Here is a 19,784-nt window from a genome sequence, read left to right as displayed (position 1 = left end):
GGTGCGGAGCTGCTGCGGTGCCGGTAAACGGCTCCGGAGAAGCGGGCACGAGTCGCGCGAGAGCGCGATGAGGAAAAGGGCGACGGACTCTGTCCCGGAGTCACGCCAGAACTGCCGAACCGAACAACTCCCACGACGGCTGCGTCACCAGGCCGTTGTGATATTGCGGGGGGTGGCCCGCTCACCTGAGATTAACCGGTGGGTAACGAGCGCGCCAGTCCTTGGAAGTTGACGTACATGTGATTTGGATCGCGGATAGGCTCCGCATCATGAATTTCGCCGAGGATCCCGAATTCTGCTCGATGATCGATCGATTGCGAGAAGAGATCGGGAATGCCGGGGAAGAGGTTCCCGAGGTTTTCGAAGAACTCCTCGGACCCCTCGGGGCGGAGGAGCTCCACCACGTTCTCACGGCCCCCGGCCGGCCGCTCTGGGCCCGTGAGATCGCCGCCTTCCGGCTCGGCCTCGCCGGCGACCCGCGCGCCTTCGAGGCCCTCGTCCTCCTGCTCAACCACCGCGACCCGGAGCGCTGCGTCTCCGCCGCGTACGCCCTCTCCCGGCTCGGCGACCCGCGCACCGCACGCGCCGCCGCCGCGCTCGCCACCAACGAACTCCGCGTCGCCTACGCCCTGGTGCCGGTCCGTCTGCTGGCCCGGCTGCGCGCCCCGGAGAGCGTGCCCGCCCTCGTCACCGTCCTGGAGCGGCGCCTCGCGACCGACGACCCCCACTGGCGCGTCGGACTCGCCTGCGTCGAGGGCCTGGGCACGCTCGCCGACCCGCGCGCCCGAGGCGTACTGGAGGCGGCCCTGCCGCACCCGACGCTCGGGGGAGCGGCACGGGAGGCACTGGGGCGGCTGGGGGAGTGAACGCCCCCAGCCGTCCCACGGTCGCCGCCTGCCGCCCCTCGCGCCGCCCCTGGCGGGGGCGGCTCAGACCGTCGCCTCCACCCGGGCGCCGTGCGCGGCCTCCTGCCGGGCGACCCGCCGGCGGCGGGAGGGCAGGCCCGCCGTCGGGTTGGCGACGCCCCAGGCCGCGCCCTTGCAGATCAGCTCCTTGTAGGCGGCGGCGAGGCGGCCGGTCAGGGCGCCGTCCTTCGCACGGTCGTCGGCGGTGACGAACTGGATCAGGCCCTCCTTGCGGCCGAGCGAGACGCACTGCTGGTAGTAGCGGATGGCGACACGGGGAACCTTGGTGCCGGCGAGACGCGCGGCGATGGCGTCGGCGGCCTGCCAGGCCATGGGGACGCCCGAGGCGCAGGACATGCGCAGCGGCCTGTCGTTCGGGCCCATCGCCATCGCGGCGTCGCCGACGGCGTACACGTCCGGGTGCGAGACCGAGCGCATCGTGCCGTCGACGACGATCTGACCGTGCTCGGTGACCTCCAGGCTCGTGGCCCGGGCGATCGGGTGGACGGCGAACCCGGTGGTCCAGACGGTGGCGTCGGAGGGGAGGGTCCTGCCGTCGGCCGTGGTCACGGCGTCGGCCGCCACGGCGGCGACCTCGGTGTGCTCGTGGACGGTGATGCCGAGCCCGTCCACCACCTTCCGCAGGTGGCTGCGGCCCTTATCGGAGAGCCAGTCGCCGAGGGCGCCGCGGACGGCCAGCGCGACATCGAGGTCCGGGCGGGCCTCGGCGATCTCGGTCGCGGCCTCCAGGCCGGTCAGACCGCCGCCCACCACGAGCACGGGCCGGCCGGCGCCCAGGGCGGCCAGACGGTCGCGGAGCCGCAGGGCGCCCGGGCGGCCGGCGACATCGTGGGCGTGCTCGGCGACGCCCGGCACACCGCCGTCGTTCCAGCCGCTGCCGAGGGCGTAGACCAGCGTGTCGTACGCCAGTTCCTCCCGCTCCGGCCCGGCGCCCCGGACGGCGGCGACCGTCACCGTCCTGCGGTCCACGTCCACGCCCGTGACCTTCGCCAGCTTCAGCTCCACGCCCGTACCCGCGAACATCTCGTCGAACGGCCGGGGCTTGAGGTCCTGACCGACCGCCACCTGGTGCATCCGGACGCGCTCGACGAAATCGGGCTCGGGGTTGACCAGGGTGAGGGAGACGTCCTCGCGGCGCAGACGCCGGGCGAGACGGCCGGCGGTGACGGCTCCGGTGTAGCCGGCTCCGAGGACGACGATGCGGTGCTGCATGGGCCTGCTCCTGTCTGCGAGGTTTCCACCGCTGTCCTGCGCGGTGTCGCCCCTTGAACCGGGCAGCCCGACGTTTCCTGACAGGATCGGGATGTGACCTGCGTCACATCCCGATGCCCGTCTTTCCGGGGGTGCGGATCAGAGGACGTAGAGCGGGCCGTCCCCGTGGTCCGAGGCCGTCCACTGCGCGGTCGCCCGCACGAGCTTGTCGGGGTTGACCTGGCTGCGGATCGCGACGATGCCGTCCGCGGTGACCTCCAGGCAGGTGATGGAGACGACCCGGCCGTCCACGACCGCCACGACCGCGGGCTCGCCGTTGGCGGTCGTCGCGTACATCTCCGGCGCGCCGCCGACGAGGGCCCGCTTGGCGGCGCTGGGCTTGAACAGACCGCGCAGGAACGTGGCCACCGCGAGCGCGCCCTCGAACGCCTTCGCGCGGGCCGGGACCTTTCCGCCGCCGTCGCCGACCGAGATGGCGTCCTGGGTGAGCAGGCGTACGAGCGGTTCGGTGCGGCCGCTGGTCGCCGCGGCCAGGAACTCCTCGACGATCCGCCGGGCGGCCGCCTCGTCGATCTCGGTGCGCGCCCGGCCGTCCGCGACGTGCTTCTTGGCCCGGTGGTAGATCTGCTGGCTGGCGGCCTCGCTGATGTCCAGGATCTCGGCGATCTCCCGGTGCGGATAGTCGAACGCCTCGCGCAGCACGTACACCGCCCGCTCGTTGGGTGACAGGCGCTCGAGGAGGACGAGGACGGCGTACGAGACCGATTCGCGCTGCTCCGCGGTGTCGGCGGGGCCGAGCATCGGGTCCCCGGCGAGCAGCGGCTCGGGCAGCCACTGCCCCACGTACGTCTCGCGCCGGGCGCGGGCCGACGTGAGCTGGTTGAGGCAGTAGTTGGTGAGGACCTTGGTCAGCCATGCCTCGGGCACCTCGATCCGCTCGACGTCGGCCGCCTGCCAGCGCAGGAACGTCTCCTGCACGGCGTCCTCCGCCTCGCTCGACGAGCCGAGCAGCCGATAGGCGATGGCCTCCAGCCGGGGCCTGGCGGCCTCGAACCGGTCGACGTCACTCATGATCAGGACCATGCGGGCGATCCTAGCCGCCGGGGCGGAGCGCGTCACCGGAGCGCGCGACGCCTGCCGCCGGCCCGGGCGCGGAGCCGATCAGCCGTAAGCCGCCGCCGGCCCGGGGCCGTCCTCAGGCGGCCTCCCCGTCCTCGGATATCAGCGCGAACGCCTCGATCTCCAGCACGAGTTCGGGCCGCACCAGGGCGGTCACCTGCACCGCCGAGCTGGCCGGCAGCGGCAGGCGCCCGAAGGCGGCGTCACGGGCCTCGCGGATCGCGGGCAGGTGCGCCATGTCCGTCACGAAATAGGTCAGCTTCACCACGTCCTCGAACCCCGCGCCGGCCGAGGCCAGGCAGCGGCCGAGGTTCTCGAAGACCTGACGGGCCTGCGCCACCGCGTCGCCGGCGCCGACGACCGCGCCCGAGGCGTCCAGGGCGATCTGGCCGGACACGGCCACGAACCGGCCCGTGCCCCATACGACATGGCTGTACTGCGGGCTGGGGGCGAGGCCCTCGGGGGCGGACACATGGGTCAGGTGCGTGCTCATGGCTCACATCCTGACCCATGCCACTGACAGTCCGGCCCGCCGCCCCCGCCGGCCTGTGGAAAACCTCGGGGAGCCGCGGGGAACCTCAGCGCACGTGGCCGAGCAAGCCGTGCAGCGTCGCGCCCGCCGGGAGAACCGCGCCACGCGCCGCCCCGGGCTTCGCCGTCCTGGCCGTCTTGGCCGTCGTGACCGTCCTCGGCTCGGGCTGTGGCTCCGGCGTCGTCTCGCAGACCGCGTCGGCCTCCGCACCCGCCTCCCCGCGCGGCACCTCCCCGGTCGCCAGGTAGGCGGTGAGGTGCTCGTCCATGCAGGCGTTGCCGGCCAGCGTCACCCCGTGGTTCCCGCCGCCCTCCTCGACGACCAGGCTGGAGCCGCGCACCATCCGGTGCAGGGCGACCCCGCCCTCGTACGGGGTGGCCGCGTCGTCGGTGGCCTGGAGGATCAGGACCGGCGGCACCCGGTCGTTGCGGACGTCCGGCGGTGTCAGCGAGGCGACCGGCCAGAAGGCGCACGGCGCGTTGTACCAGGCATTGTTCCAGGTGGAGAACGGCGCCTTGACGTGCACGTCCCAGTTGTCCTTGCGCCAGACGTTCCAGTCGCGCGGCCAGGCGGCGTCCCGGCACTGGACGCTCGTGTAGACCGAGTAGCCGTTCTCGCCGGCGGCGTCCGCGGCGCCGTACTCCTCGTACGCCTTCACCAGCGGGGTGCTGTCCTTGTCGTTGACGTACGCGGCGAACGCCGCCGCGAGCCGGGGCCAGTAGCCGTTGTAGTAGCCGCCCGGCAGGTAGGTGTCCTCCAGCTCGCCCGGGCCGACCTTGCCGCCCGCGGGGGCGGTCCGCAGCTCCTCGCGCATCCGGTACCAGGCGGCCTCCACCACCGCCGGGTCGGTGCCGAGGCGGTACGCGGCGTCGTGGCGGGCCACCCAGGCCGCGAAGTCCTTGTGGCGGGTGTCGAAGGCGTGGTCCTGCGCGATGTTGTCCTCGTACCAGACGCCGTGCGGGTTGACCACGGAGTCGAGGGCGAAGCGGCGCACCCGCTCGGGGAAGAGCCGTGCGTACACGGCGCCGAGATAGGTGCCGTAGGAGTAGCCGAGGTAGTTGATCCTCGGCGCGCCGAGCGCCGCGCGGATGGCGTCCAGGTCGCGGGCGGTGGAGACGGTGTCGATGTACGGCAGGAGGTCGGCGTACTTCTCGCCGCAGGCCCTGGCGAAGGCCCGGGCACGCTCGACGCCGGCCCGCTCGCCCTCGGCGCGCAGCGGCACGGAGTCGGGGCGTACGGGGGCGAAGTGGCCGGGGCGGCAGTTCAGGGCGGGCTCGCTCTTGCCGACGCCGCGCGGATCGAAGCCGATCACGTCGTACTGCGCCGCCACCTTCGCGGGCAGCGCGGCGGCCACGTATCCGGCCATCCCGCGCCCGCTGCCACCGGGGCCGCCCGGGTTGACCAGCAGCGGGCCCTGGTAGGTCTTCGCCGTGTGGGGGACCCGGGTCAGGGCGAGGGTGACGGTCCGCCCGGCCGGGTCGTCGTGGTTCAGCGGCACCTTCAGGGTCGAGCACTGCAGCTTCGGGTACGCCTTGGTGCCGCAGCCCTTCCAGGTGAGCGGCTGCACGGGGCGGACGGCCGGTCCCGGCTCGGCGGCGGAGACCGTGGCGGACGCGGGCAGGACGGTGACCGTCCCGGCGACCAGCGCCCCAGCGGCGATCAGCATTCCTGCGCGTGGGTTCATACGGCGTCCGTGCCCCGCACAGCGCCCGAAGGGACCGATTCCGGCGAGAGTCGACCCGATCGGAGGACGTGACACGCCGTCACGAGGCGGTTTCCGGGGTCACCGTGCTCACAGGAGCGTGAGCTGTTCGGCCTCCGGCACGCGCGCGTGGTGGTCGGGTACGGGAGTCGCGCGGTGGGCCCCGCGCCCGGCGGGCCCGATGCCGAACTCGGCGGCCAGCTCGTGCACCTGACGGGTGATCCGGCGCTGGTACCAGGTGGGGGCGTAGGCGCCGGCCGCGTACATCCGCTCGTACCGCCCGACCAGTCCGGGACGGTGCCGGCGCAGCCAGGTGAAGAACCACTCGCGGGCGCCGGGGCGCAGGTGCAGCACGAGCGGGGTGACGGAGGTGGCGCCGGCCTCGGCGATGGCGCGGACCGTGTCCCGAAGCTGCTCGGGCCGGTCGCCGAGGAAGGGCACGACCGGGGCCATCAGCACCCCGCAGCCGATGCCGTGGCCGGTGAGGGTCCGCACCACGTCCAGGCGCCGCTCGGGGGCCGGGGTGCCGGGCTCGACGGTGCGCCACAGCTCCTGGTCGGTGAAGCCGACGGAGACGGACACGCCGACCTCGGTGACCTCGGCGGCCTGCCGCAGCAGGTCCAGGTCCCGCAGGATCAGCGTGCCCTTGGTGAGGATCGAGAACGGGTTGGCGTGGTCGCGCAGCGCCTCCAGGATGCCCGGCATCAGGCGGTAGCGGCCCTCCGCTCTCTGGTAGCAGTCGACATTGGTGCCCATGGCGATGTGGGCGCCCTGCCAGCGTCGGGAGGCGAGCTGCCCGCGCAGCAGCTCCGGCGCGTTCACCTTGACGACGATCTGGGAGTCGAAGCCGATCCCGGTGTCCAGGTCCAGATAACTGTGGGTCTTGCGGGCGAAGCAGTACACGCACGCGTGCGTGCAGCCGCGGTACGGGTTGACCGTCCACTCGAACGGCATGCGGGAGGCGCCGGGGACCCGGTTGACGATCGAGCGGGCCCGCACCTCGTGGAAGGTGATGCCGCGGAACTCGGGGGTGTCGAAGGTGCGGGTGGTGACCGCGTCCCTGCCGAACAGCGCGATGTCGGCGGGGACGGCGGGGGTGTCGGCCAGATGGTCCCAGCGCATGGTCGCCTCCTCGGTGACGGGTGGTCCCAGATTAGAACACATGTTCCCTTGATCGCCGCAACCCGGATTTTGGGCCCCGGCGCCCAGGTGGTTGGCTTGGGTCACATCCCCGAAGGATCGAGCTGGAGGAAGTGCAATGGCGCAGGTCGAGGCCACGACGGAGCGGATCATCGCCGCCGACGCGGAGACGGTGTTCGACACCCTCGCCGACTACAGCGGCACGCGCGGGAAGCTGCTCCCCGAGCACTTCAGCGAGTACGAGGTCCGTGAGGGCGGCGACGGCGAGGGCACCCTCGTCCACTGGAAGCTCCAGGCCACCAGCAAGCGCGTCCGCGACTGCCTCCTCGAGGTCACCGAGCCCACCGACGGGCAGCTCGTCGAGAAGGACCGCAACTCCTCCATGGTCACGACCTGGACCGTCACCCCCGCCGGCGAGGGCAGGTCCAAGGCCGTCGTGACCACCGTCTGGAACGGCGCCGGCGGCATCGGCGGCTTCTTCGAGCGGACCTTCGCCCCCAAGGGCCTCGCCCGCATCTACGACCTGGTCCTCGCCAACCTCGCCGCCCGGGTCGAGAAGTAGCCCGCTCCCCGGGCGAGCGGCATCCGGTCGGTAGCCTCGGGAAACCGGAACCCGGAAGTAACGCCCGGATCCGTCACCGATTCGAGTGGTTTCCCCGCGACCCCCACCAGAGCGCCCGGCGCACTCGGGGGTCGCGGGCCGCCTCGTAAACGCCCTGATGAGCGCCCCAAGTGCGCCGTTGCGCCGGGCTGTTCGACCTCCCTCGCCCCACCTTCCCCCTGTACCGCCCGACTTGCTCCCACTTCGCGCCCGATGCGAACAATGGCGCGCGCAGACGCCGGGAACGAGGGGAGCAGCACGTGGGTGCGATCACGGCCGCGAAGGCCGCCGAGGCCGTGCGGGGCGGCGAGGCCGCCGCCGACGACGGCGAAGGCCGGGCGGTGCTCCTCACCGCGGACCCGCCCGGCGGCCACGTGCCACCGGCCGAACCGGAACCGGCCCTCGACCCGCGCCGCGTCCGGCTCGTCTTCTGCGGACTCATGCTCGCGCTGCTCCTCGCCGCGCTCGAGCAGATGATCGTCGCCACCGCCCTGCCGAAGATCGTCGGCGAACTCCAGGGCCTGGACCGCATGTCCTGGGCGATCACCGCCTACCTGCTGACCGCGACCATCGGCCTGCCGATCTACGGAAAGCTCGGCGACCTCCTCGGACGCAAGGGCGTCTTCCTCTTCGCCATCGTCGTCTTCGTCATCGGCTCCGGCCTGGCCGGCTGGTCACGCACCATGGACGAGCTCATCGCCTTCCGCGCCCTCCAGGGCGCCGGCGCCGGCGGACTGATGATCGGCGTCCAGGCGATCATCGCCGACATCGTGCCCTCCCGGGAACGCGGCCGCTACATGGGACTCATCGGCGCCGCCTTCGGCCTCGCCTCCGTCGCGGGCCCCCTGCTCGGCGGCTTCTTCACCGACCACGTCTCCTGGCGCTGGTGCTTCTACTTCAACGTCCCCTTTGGCCTCGTCACCCTCGCCGTCGTCGCCACCGTCCTCAAGCTCCCCAAGCCCGCCACCCGCGGCCGCTTCGACACGCTCGGCGCCCTCCTGCTCGCCGCCGCCTCCACCTGCCTGGTGCTCCTCACCAGTTGGGGCGGCACCGAGCACGCCTGGGACTCCCGGGTCATCGTCGGCCTCGGCTGCGGCGCCGCCGCCGCGACCCTGCTCTTCCTCGTCGTCGAGCGCTTCGCGCCCGAACCCCTCATCCCGCTGCGGCTCTTCCGCGACTCCGTCTTCACCGTCACCAGCCTCGTCGGCGCGGTCGTCGGCATCGCCCTCTTCGGCGCCGCCAGCTACCTGCCCACCTTCCTGCAGATGGTCGAGGGCGCCACCGCCACCGAATCCGGCCTCCTGATGCTGCCGCTCATGGGCGGCATCGTCATCGCGTCGATCGTCTCCGGCCGGCTCATCACCCGCACCGGCCGCTACAAGGTCTACCCGGTCGTCGGCGGCGCCGTCTCCACGCTCGGCATGTGGCTGCTCTCCCACATGGACGCCGACACCCCCCGCCTGACGCACAGCCTCTGGCAGGCCGTCCTCGGCGTCGGCATCGGCCTCGTCATGCCGGTCCTCGTCCTCGCCGTGCAGAACTCCGTACGCCCCAGCGACCTCGGCACCGCCACCAGCGCCCACAACTACTTCCGGCAGATCGGCGGCAGCGTCGGCGCCGCCGTTTTCGGCACCCTCTTCGCCGCCCGCCTCGACGACGCCCTCGCCGAGCGACTGCCCCGGGACGGGACCGCCGCGCTCCCGCCGGCCGACGCGATCACCCCGCAGGCCGTCCACGCGCTGCCGCCGGCCCTGCGCGAGGCGTTCGTCCAGGCGTACGCCGACGCCATGCCCCGGATCTTCCTCTACCTCGTGCCGGTCCTCGCACTCGGCCTCGTCCTCGCCTTCCTGCTCAAGGAGAAACCGCTGGTGTCCCACCACACCCCCGCCACCGAGGCCCCCACCACCGCCGTGCCGCACGCCCGGGCCGCCGCCCCGGCCCCCGCCGCTCCTCCGCTCGCCGGCGTGCCCGTCTGCGGCACCGTCCAGCACCACGACGGCAGTTGCGTGCCCCGGGCCGCGCTCACCCTCATCGACGTCCAAGGGCGCCAGATCGGGCGCGGCGCGAGCGGCGACGACGGGCGGTACGCGCTCAGCGTGCCGGGCTCCGGCGCGTACGTACTGATCGCGGCCGCCGGCGGACACCAGCCGCAGGCCGTCTCCGTCACCGTCGGCGAGCGCCCGGTCGAGCTGGACGTCGTCCTCGGCGGCGCCGGCCGGCTCGCCGGCACGGTCGTCACCGCCGACGGCGCCCCCGTCCGGGACGCGGCCGTCACCCTCACCGACGTCCGCGGCGAGGTCGTCGCCTCCACCCGCAGCGGACGCGAGGGCGGTTACGTGATCGGCGACCTGGTCGCCGGCGAGTACACCCTGGCGGCCAGCGCCCCCGCCTTCCGCCCGGCCGCGCTCCCGGTCAGCGTGCAGGCGTCCCGCGAGACCCGGCAGGACATCGAACTCGCCGGCGGCGCGGTGCTCCGCGGCACCGTACGGGCGGGCGGCGGGCGAGCCGTCGAGGACGCCCGGGTCACCCTCCTCGACGCGGCGGGCAACGTCGTCGACACCCTCACCACCGGCCCCGACGGCACCTTCCGCTTCGTGGACCTCTCCTCCGGCGAGTACACGGTCATCGCCGCCGGCTACCCGCCGGTCGCCACGGTCCTCCAGCTCGCGGGCGGCGGCCGCACCGAACGCGACCTGCAACTGGGCCACGAGGACTGAGACGCCGGCGGCGCGGGTGGTGGGTCGGCGGGCGGCGCCGGAGGCCCGCCCACCGCCGACCGGCGTCGGCTCAGGACGCGGTGGTCGCCTTGCGCAGCGCGTCGATGCAGGCGCCGATCGCCTGCTGGAGGGCCTCCAGGCGCTGGAGCATGTCCTCCTCGACGACGTCCTCCTCCAGGACCTCGTCGAGGGTGAGCTCCTCGAAGACCTTCGTCGCCTTCTGCAGGCTGTTGTAGAACTTCGTGCGGCGCTCCTGGACCCGCAGCGCCGGGTCCGACTCGACCGCCCGGGCCACCATCGACCGCACCGTGTCGTATGCCTCGCCGGCCCACTCGCCGGCCTCCTCGGAGTCGTCGAGCTCGTCGATGAGCGACAGGTGGCGCTCCGCCTCCGCGCGCAGCTCCGGCGGCGCCTCGACGCTCTGGCCGGCGGGCGTCCGGATCCGGCCGCCCTCGGCGATCTGCCGCACGTAGTCGATCCGGTCGGCGGCCTTCGCCTCCTGCGCCACGGCCTTCTTCAGGTCGCCGGTGCGGGCGATGGCCCGCGCCATCTCCGTCTGCAGCGCCGGATCCTCCTTCATCCGGTCGAGGAGGGCGCCCCGCGCCGCCTCGGCGGTGCCGGGGTCGGCGAGGATCGCGGCGCGCAGCGCGGTCGGGTTCTCGGCGACCTCCAGGGCCTTGGTCGGCTTGATGCCCTCCGCCTCGGCCGCCGCGGTGATGGCGTGGCCGCGCACGGACGTGGCGCTGGAGCGGGAGGAGTAGTACGAGAGCCACACGTCGGCCTCGGGAAGCTCGACCTCCTCGCCGGGGACCAGGGCCTCGAACTGCGGCACCAGGCCGTCGTCCGCGGCCATGTCCCATGCCTTGTAGTAGCGCATGACCCGCTCGGGCGAGCAGCCGGCGAGCTCCGCGAAGACCTTCGCCGACACCTTCTCCGAGCCCTCCGCGGCCTGACCGCCCGGCCGCACGCTCCGCGCCACCTTCAGCGCGAACGCCCAGCCGCCCGTCCGGGCGTACACCCCGAAGTCACGGGCGTCGCGGACCACGGCCTCCGCGACCGCCTCGGCGGCGGGTTCGACCCAGGTGTCGGTCTCGATCGGGGCGAGCTCGATCGGAGCGGGCGAGGTGGTCACCGAGAGTCTCCTCAAGGGGTGAGCAGGGCGGGAAAGTGCGCGGGTAAGCCTATACGCGTGTGATGAAAGGATTCGCCCGAATCCCCGGTCGCGGTACGCGGCCGAACCACCGCCACCGGTCCAGCCCTTCGACACTTTTCCACAGGGGTGGTCGGGGTCGCGGGTCGGCGCGTACGGTGCCAGACATGAAGATCCTGATCAGCGCCGACATGGAAGGCGCCACCGGTGTGACCTGGCCCGCCGACGTGCTGCCCGGCACCCCGCAGTGGGAGCGGTGCCGGTCCATGTTCACCTCGGACGTGAACGCGGCGGTGCTCGGCTTCTTCGACGGCGGCGCCGACGAGGTGCTGATCAACGAGGCGCACTGGACCATGCGCAATCTCCTCCTGGAGCGGCTCGACGAGCGGGCCGAGATGATCACCGGACGCCACAAGGCGCTGTCCATGGTCGAGGGCGTCCAGCACGGCGACGTCGACGGCATCGCCTTCGTCGGCTATCACACGGGAGCGGGCGCCGAGGGCGTCCTCGCCCACACCTATCTCGCCAACTCCATCACCGGCGTCTGGCTCAACGGGGTGCGCGCGAGCGAGGGACTGCTCAACGCCCATGTGGTCGCCGAGTTCGGAGTCCCCGTCATCCTCGTCACCGGTGACGACCTGACCTGCGAGGACGCTCTCGGGTACGCGCCGGAGGCGCGCAAGGTCGCCGTGAAGGACCATGTCTCCCGCTATGCGGCGGTGTGCCGCACACCCACCCGCACGGCCGCCGCCATCCGCGCGGCGGCCAAGGACGCCGCCTCGCTCGCCGTGCGCCACGAGCCGGTCGCCGGCGGGCCGTTCACCGTGGAGCTGGAGTTCGACGCGGAGCATCTGGCCGCCGCCGCGACGGTGGTCCCGGGCACCGGACGGAGTGGCGAGAGACGGGTCGCCTACACCAGCGAGACGATGTACGAGGCAATTCGCACGTTCAAGGCGGTCACCACGATCGTGTCCGCCGCCGTGGAGGAGCAGTATGGCTGACGAGGACCGAGGTCCCGACGGTGCGGCGCTCGACGAGGTCGTCACCTTCACCTCCGAGCTGATCAGGATCGACACCACCAACCGGGGCGGCGGCGACTGCCGCGAGCGGCCCGCCGCCGAGTACGTGGCCGAGCGGCTCGCCGACACGGGCCTGGAGCCCACCCTCCTGGAGCGCACCCCGGGCCGCACCAACGTCGTCGCCCGGATCCCCGGCACCGACCCCACGGCCGACGCGCTGCTGGTCCACGGCCACCTCGACGTCGTCCCGGCGGAGGCCGCCGACTGGACCGTGCACCCCTTCTCCGGCGAGGTCCGCGACGGCGTCGTGTGGGGGCGGGGCGCCGTCGACATGAAGAACATGGACGCGATGGTGCTCGCCGTCGTCCGGTCCTGGGCCCGCCAGGGCGTCCGGCCCCGCCGGGACATCGTCCTCGCCTACACCGCCGACGAGGAGGCGAGCGCCGAGGACGGCTCCGGCTTCCTCGCCGACCGGCACCCCGGCCTCTTCGAGGGCTGCACGGAGGGCATCAGCGAGTCCGGCGCGTTCAGCTTCCATCCCGATCCCGGCACCACGATCTACCCGATCGCGGCCGGCGAGCGCGGCACCGCCTGGCTCAAGCTCACCGCGCACGGCAGGGCCGGCCACGGCTCCAAGGTCAACACGGCCAACGCCGTCACCCGCCTCGCCGCCGCCGTCGCCCGCATCGGCGCCCACCAGTGGCCGGTCCGGCTCACGGCGACGGTGCGGGCCGCGCTCAGGGAGCTGGCCGCGCTGTACGGGATCGAGGCCGACGTCGACGCCGCCGACTTCGACACCGACGTCCTCCTGGAGAAGCTGGGACCGGCCGCCGCCCTGGTCCAGCCCACCGTCCGCAACAGCGCCAACCCGACGATGCTGGACGCCGGTTACAAGGTGAACGTCATCCCGGGCCATGCCGTCGCCTACGTCGACGGGCGAATGCTGCCCGGCGGCGAGGAGGAGTTCGCCGAGACGATGGACCGGCTCACCGGTCCCGACGTGGAGTGGGAGTTCCACCACCGGGAGGTCGCCCTGGAGGCGCCGGTCGACTCGCCGACCTTCGCCAAGCTCCGCGCCGCGGTCGAGCGCTTCGACCCCGACGGGCACGTCATCCCCTTCTCCATGTCCGGCGGCACCGACGCCAAGCAGTTCTCCCGCCTCGGCATCACCGGCTACGGCTTCTCGCCGCTGAAACTGCCGCCCGAGCTCGACTACGGGGCGCTGTTCCACGGCGTCGACGAACGCGTCCCCGTCGACGCCCTCCACTTCGGCGTCCGCGTCCTCGACCACTACCTGCGCTCCGCCTGACCCGCACCCCGACCACCGCACGAACCGCTCAAGGGGGGAATCCCGATGGCACCCACGGCCGCCTACGGCAGTTGGCCGTCACCCATCGACGCGGCGCTCGCCGCCGCACACGACGGACGGCCCGAGTTCCTCGGCGTCGTCGGCGACGAGGTGTGGTGGACCGCCCCGCGGCCCGCCGAGGGCGGCCGGCGCGCCCTGATGCGCCGCCGCCCGGACGGCACCGAGGAGCCGGTGCTGCCCGCCCCGTGGAACGTGCGCAGCCGCGTCATCGAGTACGGCGGACAGCCCTGGGCCGGCACGGTGCGGGCGGACGGCTCGGCGCTCGTCGTCTTCTGCCACCACCCCGACCAGCGCCTCTACGTCTACGAGCCGGACGCCGCCGACGGCGCGGGGCCCCGGCCGCTCACCCCCGTCTCCACCGTCGGCGACGGGCTGCGCTGGGCCGACCCCGTGCTCCGCCCCGAGCGCGGCGAGGTCTGGTGCGTCCTGGAGGAGTTCACCGGACCCGCGCCCACCGACGTACGCCGGGTGATCGCCGCCGTGCCCCTGGACGGCTCCGCCGCCGAGGACCGCTCGCGGGTGCGGGAACTCTCCGACGGCCGCCACCGCTTCGTCACCGGCCCCCGGCTCTCGCCCGACGGCCGGCAGGCCGCCTGGATCGCCTGGGACCACCCGCGCATGCCCTGGGACGGCACCGAGGCCCTGCTCGCCGACATCACCGAGGACGGCCGCCTGGGCACCCCCCGCACGGTCGCCGGCGGCCCCGAGGAATCGGTGCCCCAGATCGGCTGGACCCCCGACGGCCGCCTCCTGCACCTCAGCGACCGCACCGGCTGGTGGAACCTCTACCGCGGCGCCGAGGACGGCGAACCGGTCGCCCTCTGCCCGCGCGCCGAGGAGTTCGGCGGACCGCTCTGGCAGATCGGACTGAGCTGGTTCCGGCCGCTGGACAACGGACTGATCGCCGTCGTCCACGGCAAGGGCACCACCGCCCTCGGCATACTCGACCCCGAGACCGGCGAACTGGTCGACGCCGCCGGCCCCTGGACCGCGTGGGCCGCCACCCTCGCCGTCCACGGCACCCGGGTCGTCGGCGTCGCCGCGGGCCCCCGCAGCGCCTACGAGGTCGTGGAGCTGGACACCCGCACCGGCCGCACCCGCGTCATCGGCTCCCCGCACCACGACCCGGTCGACCCCGCCTACTATCCCGAGCCCCAAATCCGTACCTTCACCGGCCCCGACGGCCGGGAGATCCACGCTTACGTCCACCCGCCGCACAACCCCGACCGCGCCGGCCCCGGCGGACAGCTCCCGCCCTATGTCATCCGGGCGCACGGCGGCCCCACCGGGAACGCGCCGCTCGTGCTCGACCTGGAGATCGCCTACTTCACCTCCCGGGGCATCGGCGTCGCCGAGGTCAACTACGGCGGCTCCACCGGTTACGGCCGGGAGTACCGCGAGCGGCTCCGCGAGCAATGGGGCGTCGTCGACGTGGAGGACTGCGCCGCCGTGGCCCGCGCCCTCGCCGACGAGGGCACGGCCGACCCGGCCCGCCTCGCCGTCCGCGGCGGCAGCGCCGGCGGCTGGACCGCGGCCGCCTCCCTCGTCCACAGCGACCTCTACGCCTGCGGCACGATCATCTACCCCGTCCTCGACCCGGCGGCCTGGGCCGACGGCGAGACCCACGACTTCGAGGCGCAGTACCTGCGGTCGCTGATCGGCCCGATCGACGAGGTGCCCGCCCGCTACCACGAACGCTCCCCGCTGGAGCACGTCGACCGGGTCTCCGTCCCCTTCCTGCTGCTCCAGGGCCTCGACGACGTGATCTGCCCGCCCGCCCAGGCCGAGAGGTTCCTCGCCAAGGTCGCCGGCCGGGGCATCCCGCACGCCTACCTCGCCTTCGAGGGGGAGGGGCACGGCTTCCGCAGGGCCGAGACCATGACCCGCGCCCTGGAGGCCGAACTGTCCCTGTACGCCCAAATCTTCGGACTCGACCGGTTCGACGTCCCCGTCCTGGAGCTGAGGACATGACGACCGTACCGGCCGGCCGGCCGGTACGGCCCCCGAGGCTCCGCCCCGGCGACCGGGTGGCCGTCGTCGCGCCCAGCGGCCCCGTCCCCGAGGACCGCCTGCGGGCCGGACTCGACATCCTGCGCGGCTGGGACCTCGACCCGGTCGTGGCCCCGCACGTCCTCGCCACCCACCCCGCCCTCGGCCACCTCGCCGGGACGGACGAGGACCGGGCCCGCGACCTCACCGAGGCATGGTGCGCCCCGGACGTCACCGCCGTGTTCTGCGCCCGCGGCGGCTACGGCGCCCAGCGCATGGTGGACCTGCTCGACTGGACCGCGATACGGGCCGCCGCCCCCAAGGTGCTCGTCGGCTACAGCGACGTCACCGCGCTCCACGAGGCGTTCGCCGTCCGCCTCGGGCTCGCCACCCTGCACGGCCCGATGATCGCCGCCGGAGCCTTCCTCCAGGACGCCCGCACCCAGGAGTCCCTGCGCGCCACCCTGTTCGAACCGGAGTCCGTGCGCGTCCTCGGCCGGGAGACGGCGCGGGCCCTGGTCCCGGGACGGGCGCACGGCCTCACCCTCGGCGGCTGCGTCAGTCTGCTGGCCGCCGACCTCGGCACCCCGCACGCCCGGCCCTCCGCCCGTGGCGGGCTGCTGCTCCTGGAGGACGTGGGGGAGGAGCCGTACCGGCTCGACCGGATCCTCACCCAACTGCTGCGCTCCGGCTGGCTGGACGGGGTCGCCGGGATCGGACTCGGCTCCTGGGAGGAGTGCGGGCCGTACGAGGAGGTGCGCGCCGTGCTCGCCGACCGGCTCGGCGGGCTCGGCGTCCCGGTCGTGGAGGAGATGGGCTTCGGGCACCACGCGAGCGCGCCGACCGTGCCGTTCGGCGTCCCGGGCGTCCTGGACGCGGAGGCGGGGACGCTCACCCTGGACGTACCGGCGCTGAGCTGAGGCGCACCGGGCCCGCCGCCTTCACCGGGCCCGCCGCCTTCACCGGGCCCGCTCCACCGGATGCCCCTCCACCGGATCCCCTTCACTGAATCTCCGTCAACAACCTTCGTCCCGCGCGTTGACGGGCCTCTGACACGTGTCACACCATGGGCGCGGCCCCGTACCTACCGGTAGGTACGTCGATCGCGCGTCCTCGGTGTGGAGGTTCCCGTGTCCCCAGCCCTGCCCGTCCTGCCCAGATCCCGCACGATCCTCGCCCTCGCGGCCGCGGCCCTGACGGCCGCGCCGCTCGCGGTCACCGCCCCCGCCCGGGCGGCCGACACCGTCACGGACGGGACCAACGGCACCTACACCGTCACCCCACTGCGCTTCACCGTCCAGGCGGGCGGCCGGACCTGCGCCGTCGACGCCGACCTCTACCGCCCCGACGGCGTCGACGCCGACCATCCCGCACCCGCCGTCCTCGCCACCAACGGCTTCGGCGGCAGTAAGAACGACGGCTCCACCGACGCCATCGGCAAGGCCGTCGCCGCACGCGGCTACGTCGGACTCGTCTACTCCGGCCTCGGCTTCGGCAAGAGCGGCTGCCTGATCTCCCTCGACGACCCGCGCGTCGACGGACAGGCCGCCGCCCGGCTCGTCGACTTCCTCGCCGGCAGCCGCGCCGCCGACGACGGCACCCGCGTCGACTTCGTCACCAAGGACGGCGCGAACGACCCCCGGATCGGCATGATCGGCGGCTCCTACGGCGGCGCCATCCAGCTCGCCACCGCCGCCACCGACCCCCGCCTCGACGCCCTCGTCCCCCTCATCACCTGGAACGACCTCGCCCACTCCCTCGCCCCCAACAGCGCCGACCGCGCCACCCCCGGCGTCTTCAAATGGCAGTGGGCCAACGGCTTCTACCTCATGGGCGAGGGCCAGCCGCTCCTCGTGCCCTCCCTCGACCCCAGCCGGATCAACTCCCTCGACTGCCTGCACTTCGTCAGCAACGCCTGCGACACCGTCCGCCTGCTCAACTCCGGCAGCTACCCGCGGGCCGAGACGGACAAGATGCTCGCCTTCGCCCGGAGCGTCTCCCCGGTCTCCTACCTCGACCGGGTCAAGGCACCCACGCTCCTCGTCCAGGGCCAGGCCGACAGCCTGTTCACCCTCAACGAGGCCCAGGACACCTACGAGAAGCTCCAGCGCCAGGGCGTCGAGACCAAGATGATCTGGCAGTCCTGGGGACACAGCGGCGGACAGCGGCCCGGCGAACTCGACCTCGGCTCGGGCGACCTGGAGAACAGCTACGTCGGGCGGCGCGTCCTCGCCTGGTTCGACCGCCACCTGCGCGGCGACCGCACGACCGACACCGGCGCCGAGTTCGCCTACCACCGCACCTGGCAGAGCGGCTACGGCACCGCCGCCGCCGTGCCCCCGCTCAACCACAAGCTCTACCTCTCCGGCGACGGCAAACTCGTCGACAACCGGGCCGAGGTCACCCGCGGCTCCCGCACCTACGCCAACTGGCTCGTACCGACCAGCCACTCCGAGTCCTCGCTGGCCGGCCTCATCGGACTGCCCGACCCCACCCCGTACGACATCGCCGGCACCTACCTCGGCTGGAGCAGCGCCCCGCTCACCGCCCCCGCCGACCTCGTCGGCGCGCCCCGCGCCACCCTGAAGGTCGTCTCGCCGCGCACCGAACGCGTGCAGGGCTCCGGCGACGCCGCCGACAAGCTGGTCCTCTTCGCCAAGCTCTACGACGTGGCCCCCGACGGCACGAAGACCCTGGTCAACCGGCTCGTCGCCCCCGTCCGCGTACCGGACGTCACCCGCCCCTTCACCGTCGAACTCCCCGGCATCGTCCACCGCTACGAGACGGGCCACCGCCTGGAGTTCGTGATCGCGGCCAGCGACACCGCCTACTTCGGCAACCGGGGCGTCAAGCCGGTCACCGTCGTCAGCGCCCCCGAGGACACCGGGACGCTGGAACTGCCCCTCGTCCAGGGGCACATCGGCTAGCGACGGGCCGCACCCGGTGCGAGCCGGGTGCAGCCGACGACCGGGGCGCTCCTAGCCGGCGACGAGGGGCGCGAGGGCGGCGTAACCCGGGCGGACCAGCTCGTCGATGAGGCGGCGGCGCTCCGGCAGCGGCAGGAAGGCGGCCTCCAGGGCGGCGACCGTGAACTCCTCGAAGACCTCGGGGCCGTAGCCGAACGCGTCCACCATGTGCTGGAACTCCTCGCTCATGGTGGTGCCGGAGACCAGCCGGTTGTCCGTGTTGAGCGTGATCCGGAAGCCCAGGCGGCGCAGCTCGTCGATCGGGTGCGAGGCGTAGTCCTTGGCCGCGCCCGTCTGCAGGTTGGAGGTCGGGCAGACCTCCAGGGCGATGCGGTTGTCGCGGACGTACGAGGCCAGCCGGCCCAGCGTGCCGTCCTCGGCGATGTCGTCGGTGATCCGCACGCCGTGGCCGATCCGCTCGGTGCCGCAGACCTGCACGGCCTCGTGGATCGACTCGGCGCCGACCGCCTCACCCGCGTGGATCGTGAAGTGGCAGTTCTCCCGCTTCAGGTGCTGGAAGGCGGGCAGATGGCGGGCCGGCGGGTTGCCGATCTCGCCGCCGGCGATGTCGAAGCCCGCCACGCCGTTGTCCCGGTGCGCCACGGTCAGCCGCGCGATCTCCAGCGAGCGGTCGGTGTGCCGCATGCCGGTGAGCAGCGTACGGACGGTGATCCGGCCGCCGGTGCGGCGCTCGCCCTCGCGGAAGCCCTCGTTCACGGCCTCCACGACCTCGTCGAGGGTGAGGCCGCCCTCCAGGTGCTGCTCCGGGGCGTAGCGGATCTCGGCGTAGACGACCCCGTCGGCGGCCAGGTCCTCGGCACACTCGGCGGCGATCCGCGTCAGCGCCTCGCGGGTCTGCATCACCGCACAGGTGTGGGCGAAGGTCTCCAGATACCGCTCCAGCGATCCGGAGTCGGCGGCCTCCCGGAACCAGACCGCAAGCTCGGCCGGGTCCTCGGTGGGCAGCCCGGTGTACCCGCAGGCCCGCGCCAGCTCCACGATCGTGGCCGGGCGCAGCCCGCCGTCGAGGTGGTCGTGCAGGACGGCCTTGGGGGCCCGCCGGATCCAATCGGCGACGGCGGGGGAGGAGGCGGGAACGGCGGACGCGGCAGGGTTGTCAGACAAGTGCATGGCGGGGAAGTGTACGCCACGTGGGGGCGGTGGTGGTGTGACGGTGGTGACAGGGGGTGGGGGAGGGCTCGCCGGGGCCCGTGCGGCGGGCCCGGGCGGCGGCCCGGGCGGCGTCGAACCGGCCCCTGGGAGCAGGGCCCGACGCCGAGACGGATACGGGGGCGGGCGCGGGCATGGGCGTGGGCGTGGGCGTGTGAGCCGGCCGGGGCCG

At 73.4% G+C, this 19,784-nt stretch carries 15 protein-coding genes; 8 read left to right on the top strand and 7 right to left on the bottom strand.

The window, feature by feature from the left end:
* Positions 1-269: 269 nt before the first annotated feature.
* Positions 270-866 carry an adenylosuccinate lyase gene (locus ABZ135_RS07185; RefSeq protein ID WP_356692675.1) on the top strand — a complete coding sequence of 199 codons (597 nt, stop codon included), beginning with the start codon at positions 270-272 and terminating at the stop codon, positions 864-866.
* Positions 867-929: 63 nt separating this feature from the next.
* Here ABZ135_RS07185 and ABZ135_RS07180 read toward each other — a convergent pair whose 3' ends face one another.
* From ABZ135_RS07180 to ABZ135_RS07160, 5 genes are all read right to left on the bottom strand, one after another.
* A complete protein-coding gene (locus tag ABZ135_RS07180; RefSeq protein ID WP_356692673.1) occupies positions 930-2,138 on the bottom strand; it encodes an FAD-dependent oxidoreductase in 1,209 nt (402 codons plus the stop codon).
* Between the two features lie 138 nt (positions 2,139-2,276).
* Entirely contained in the window at positions 2,277-3,221 is a 945-nt protein-coding gene (locus ABZ135_RS07175; RefSeq protein WP_356692671.1) for an RNA polymerase sigma-70 factor, read from the bottom strand.
* Between the two features lie 112 nt (positions 3,222-3,333).
* Complete coding sequence (locus ABZ135_RS07170) at positions 3,334-3,750, bottom strand: RidA family protein (RefSeq protein ID WP_356692669.1); 417 nt, start codon at positions 3,748-3,750, stop codon at positions 3,334-3,336.
* A gap of 85 nt (positions 3,751-3,835) precedes the next feature.
* A complete protein-coding gene (locus ABZ135_RS07165) occupies positions 3,836-5,473 on the bottom strand; it encodes an alpha/beta hydrolase (RefSeq protein WP_356692667.1) in 1,638 nt (545 codons plus the stop codon).
* A gap of 108 nt (positions 5,474-5,581) precedes the next feature.
* Positions 5,582-6,613, bottom strand: coding sequence for an Rv2578c family radical SAM protein (locus ABZ135_RS07160; protein ID WP_356692665.1), 1,032 nt, complete (start codon positions 6,611-6,613; stop codon positions 5,582-5,584).
* 136 nt (positions 6,614-6,749) lie between these two features.
* Between ABZ135_RS07160 and ABZ135_RS07155 the strand changes: the two genes are divergently transcribed.
* Together ABZ135_RS07155 and ABZ135_RS07150 are read left to right on the top strand one after the other, a co-directional pair.
* Positions 6,750-7,193 carry an SRPBCC family protein gene (locus tag ABZ135_RS07155; protein WP_356692663.1) on the top strand — a complete coding sequence of 148 codons (444 nt, stop codon included), beginning with the start codon at positions 6,750-6,752 and terminating at the stop codon, positions 7,191-7,193.
* A 413-nt stretch (positions 7,194-7,606) separates the two neighbouring features.
* Positions 7,607-9,949, top strand: a complete 2,343-nt coding sequence (locus ABZ135_RS07150) for an MFS transporter (RefSeq protein WP_356692722.1) — start codon at positions 7,607-7,609, stop codon at positions 9,947-9,949.
* Between the two features lie 70 nt (positions 9,950-10,019).
* Here ABZ135_RS07150 and ABZ135_RS07145 read toward each other — a convergent pair whose 3' ends face one another.
* Complete coding sequence (locus tag ABZ135_RS07145; RefSeq protein WP_356692720.1) at positions 10,020-11,045, bottom strand: hypothetical protein; 1,026 nt, start codon at positions 11,043-11,045, stop codon at positions 10,020-10,022.
* Between the two features lie 221 nt (positions 11,046-11,266).
* On the opposite strand from ABZ135_RS07145, the gene ABZ135_RS07140 reads away from it, so the two are divergent.
* The 5 genes from ABZ135_RS07140 (at position 11,267) to ABZ135_RS07120 (ending at position 18,403) form a co-directional block, all read left to right on the top strand.
* Positions 11,267-12,100: a M55 family metallopeptidase gene (locus tag ABZ135_RS07140; RefSeq protein WP_356692661.1), complete on the top strand. Its 834-nt coding sequence runs from the start codon at positions 11,267-11,269 to the stop codon at positions 12,098-12,100.
* Positions 12,093-13,427, top strand: coding sequence for a M20/M25/M40 family metallo-hydrolase (locus ABZ135_RS07135; protein ID WP_356692659.1), 1,335 nt, complete (start codon positions 12,093-12,095; stop codon positions 13,425-13,427). Before ABZ135_RS07140 ends, ABZ135_RS07135 begins: the two co-directional genes overlap by 8 nt.
* A gap of 45 nt (positions 13,428-13,472) precedes the next feature.
* Entirely contained in the window at positions 13,473-15,458 is a 1,986-nt protein-coding gene (locus tag ABZ135_RS07130; protein WP_356692657.1) for a prolyl oligopeptidase family serine peptidase, read from the top strand.
* Complete coding sequence (locus tag ABZ135_RS07125) at positions 15,455-16,396, top strand: LD-carboxypeptidase (RefSeq protein ID WP_356692655.1); 942 nt, start codon at positions 15,455-15,457, stop codon at positions 16,394-16,396. Before ABZ135_RS07130 ends, ABZ135_RS07125 begins: the two co-directional genes overlap by 4 nt.
* A gap of 210 nt (positions 16,397-16,606) precedes the next feature.
* Positions 16,607-18,403 carry a CocE/NonD family hydrolase gene (locus tag ABZ135_RS07120; RefSeq protein ID WP_356692653.1) on the top strand — a complete coding sequence of 599 codons (1,797 nt, stop codon included), beginning with the start codon at positions 16,607-16,609 and terminating at the stop codon, positions 18,401-18,403.
* Positions 18,404-18,454: 51 nt separating this feature from the next.
* Here the strand turns inward: ABZ135_RS07120 and ABZ135_RS07115 are convergent, their stop codons facing one another.
* On the bottom strand, positions 18,455-19,573 hold the full coding sequence (locus tag ABZ135_RS07115) for an adenosine deaminase (protein WP_356692651.1): 1,119 nt from the start codon (positions 19,571-19,573) through the stop codon (positions 18,455-18,457).
* Between the last annotated feature and the right edge of the window lie 211 nt (positions 19,574-19,784).

The sequence above is a fragment of the Streptomyces sp. NPDC006339 genome (genome assembly GCF_040612775.1).
GTDB lineage: Bacteria > Actinomycetota > Actinomycetes > Streptomycetales > Streptomycetaceae > Streptomyces.
Note: the sequence above shows the minus strand (reverse complement) of the source record. Positions and strands in the feature narration are given on the sequence as shown.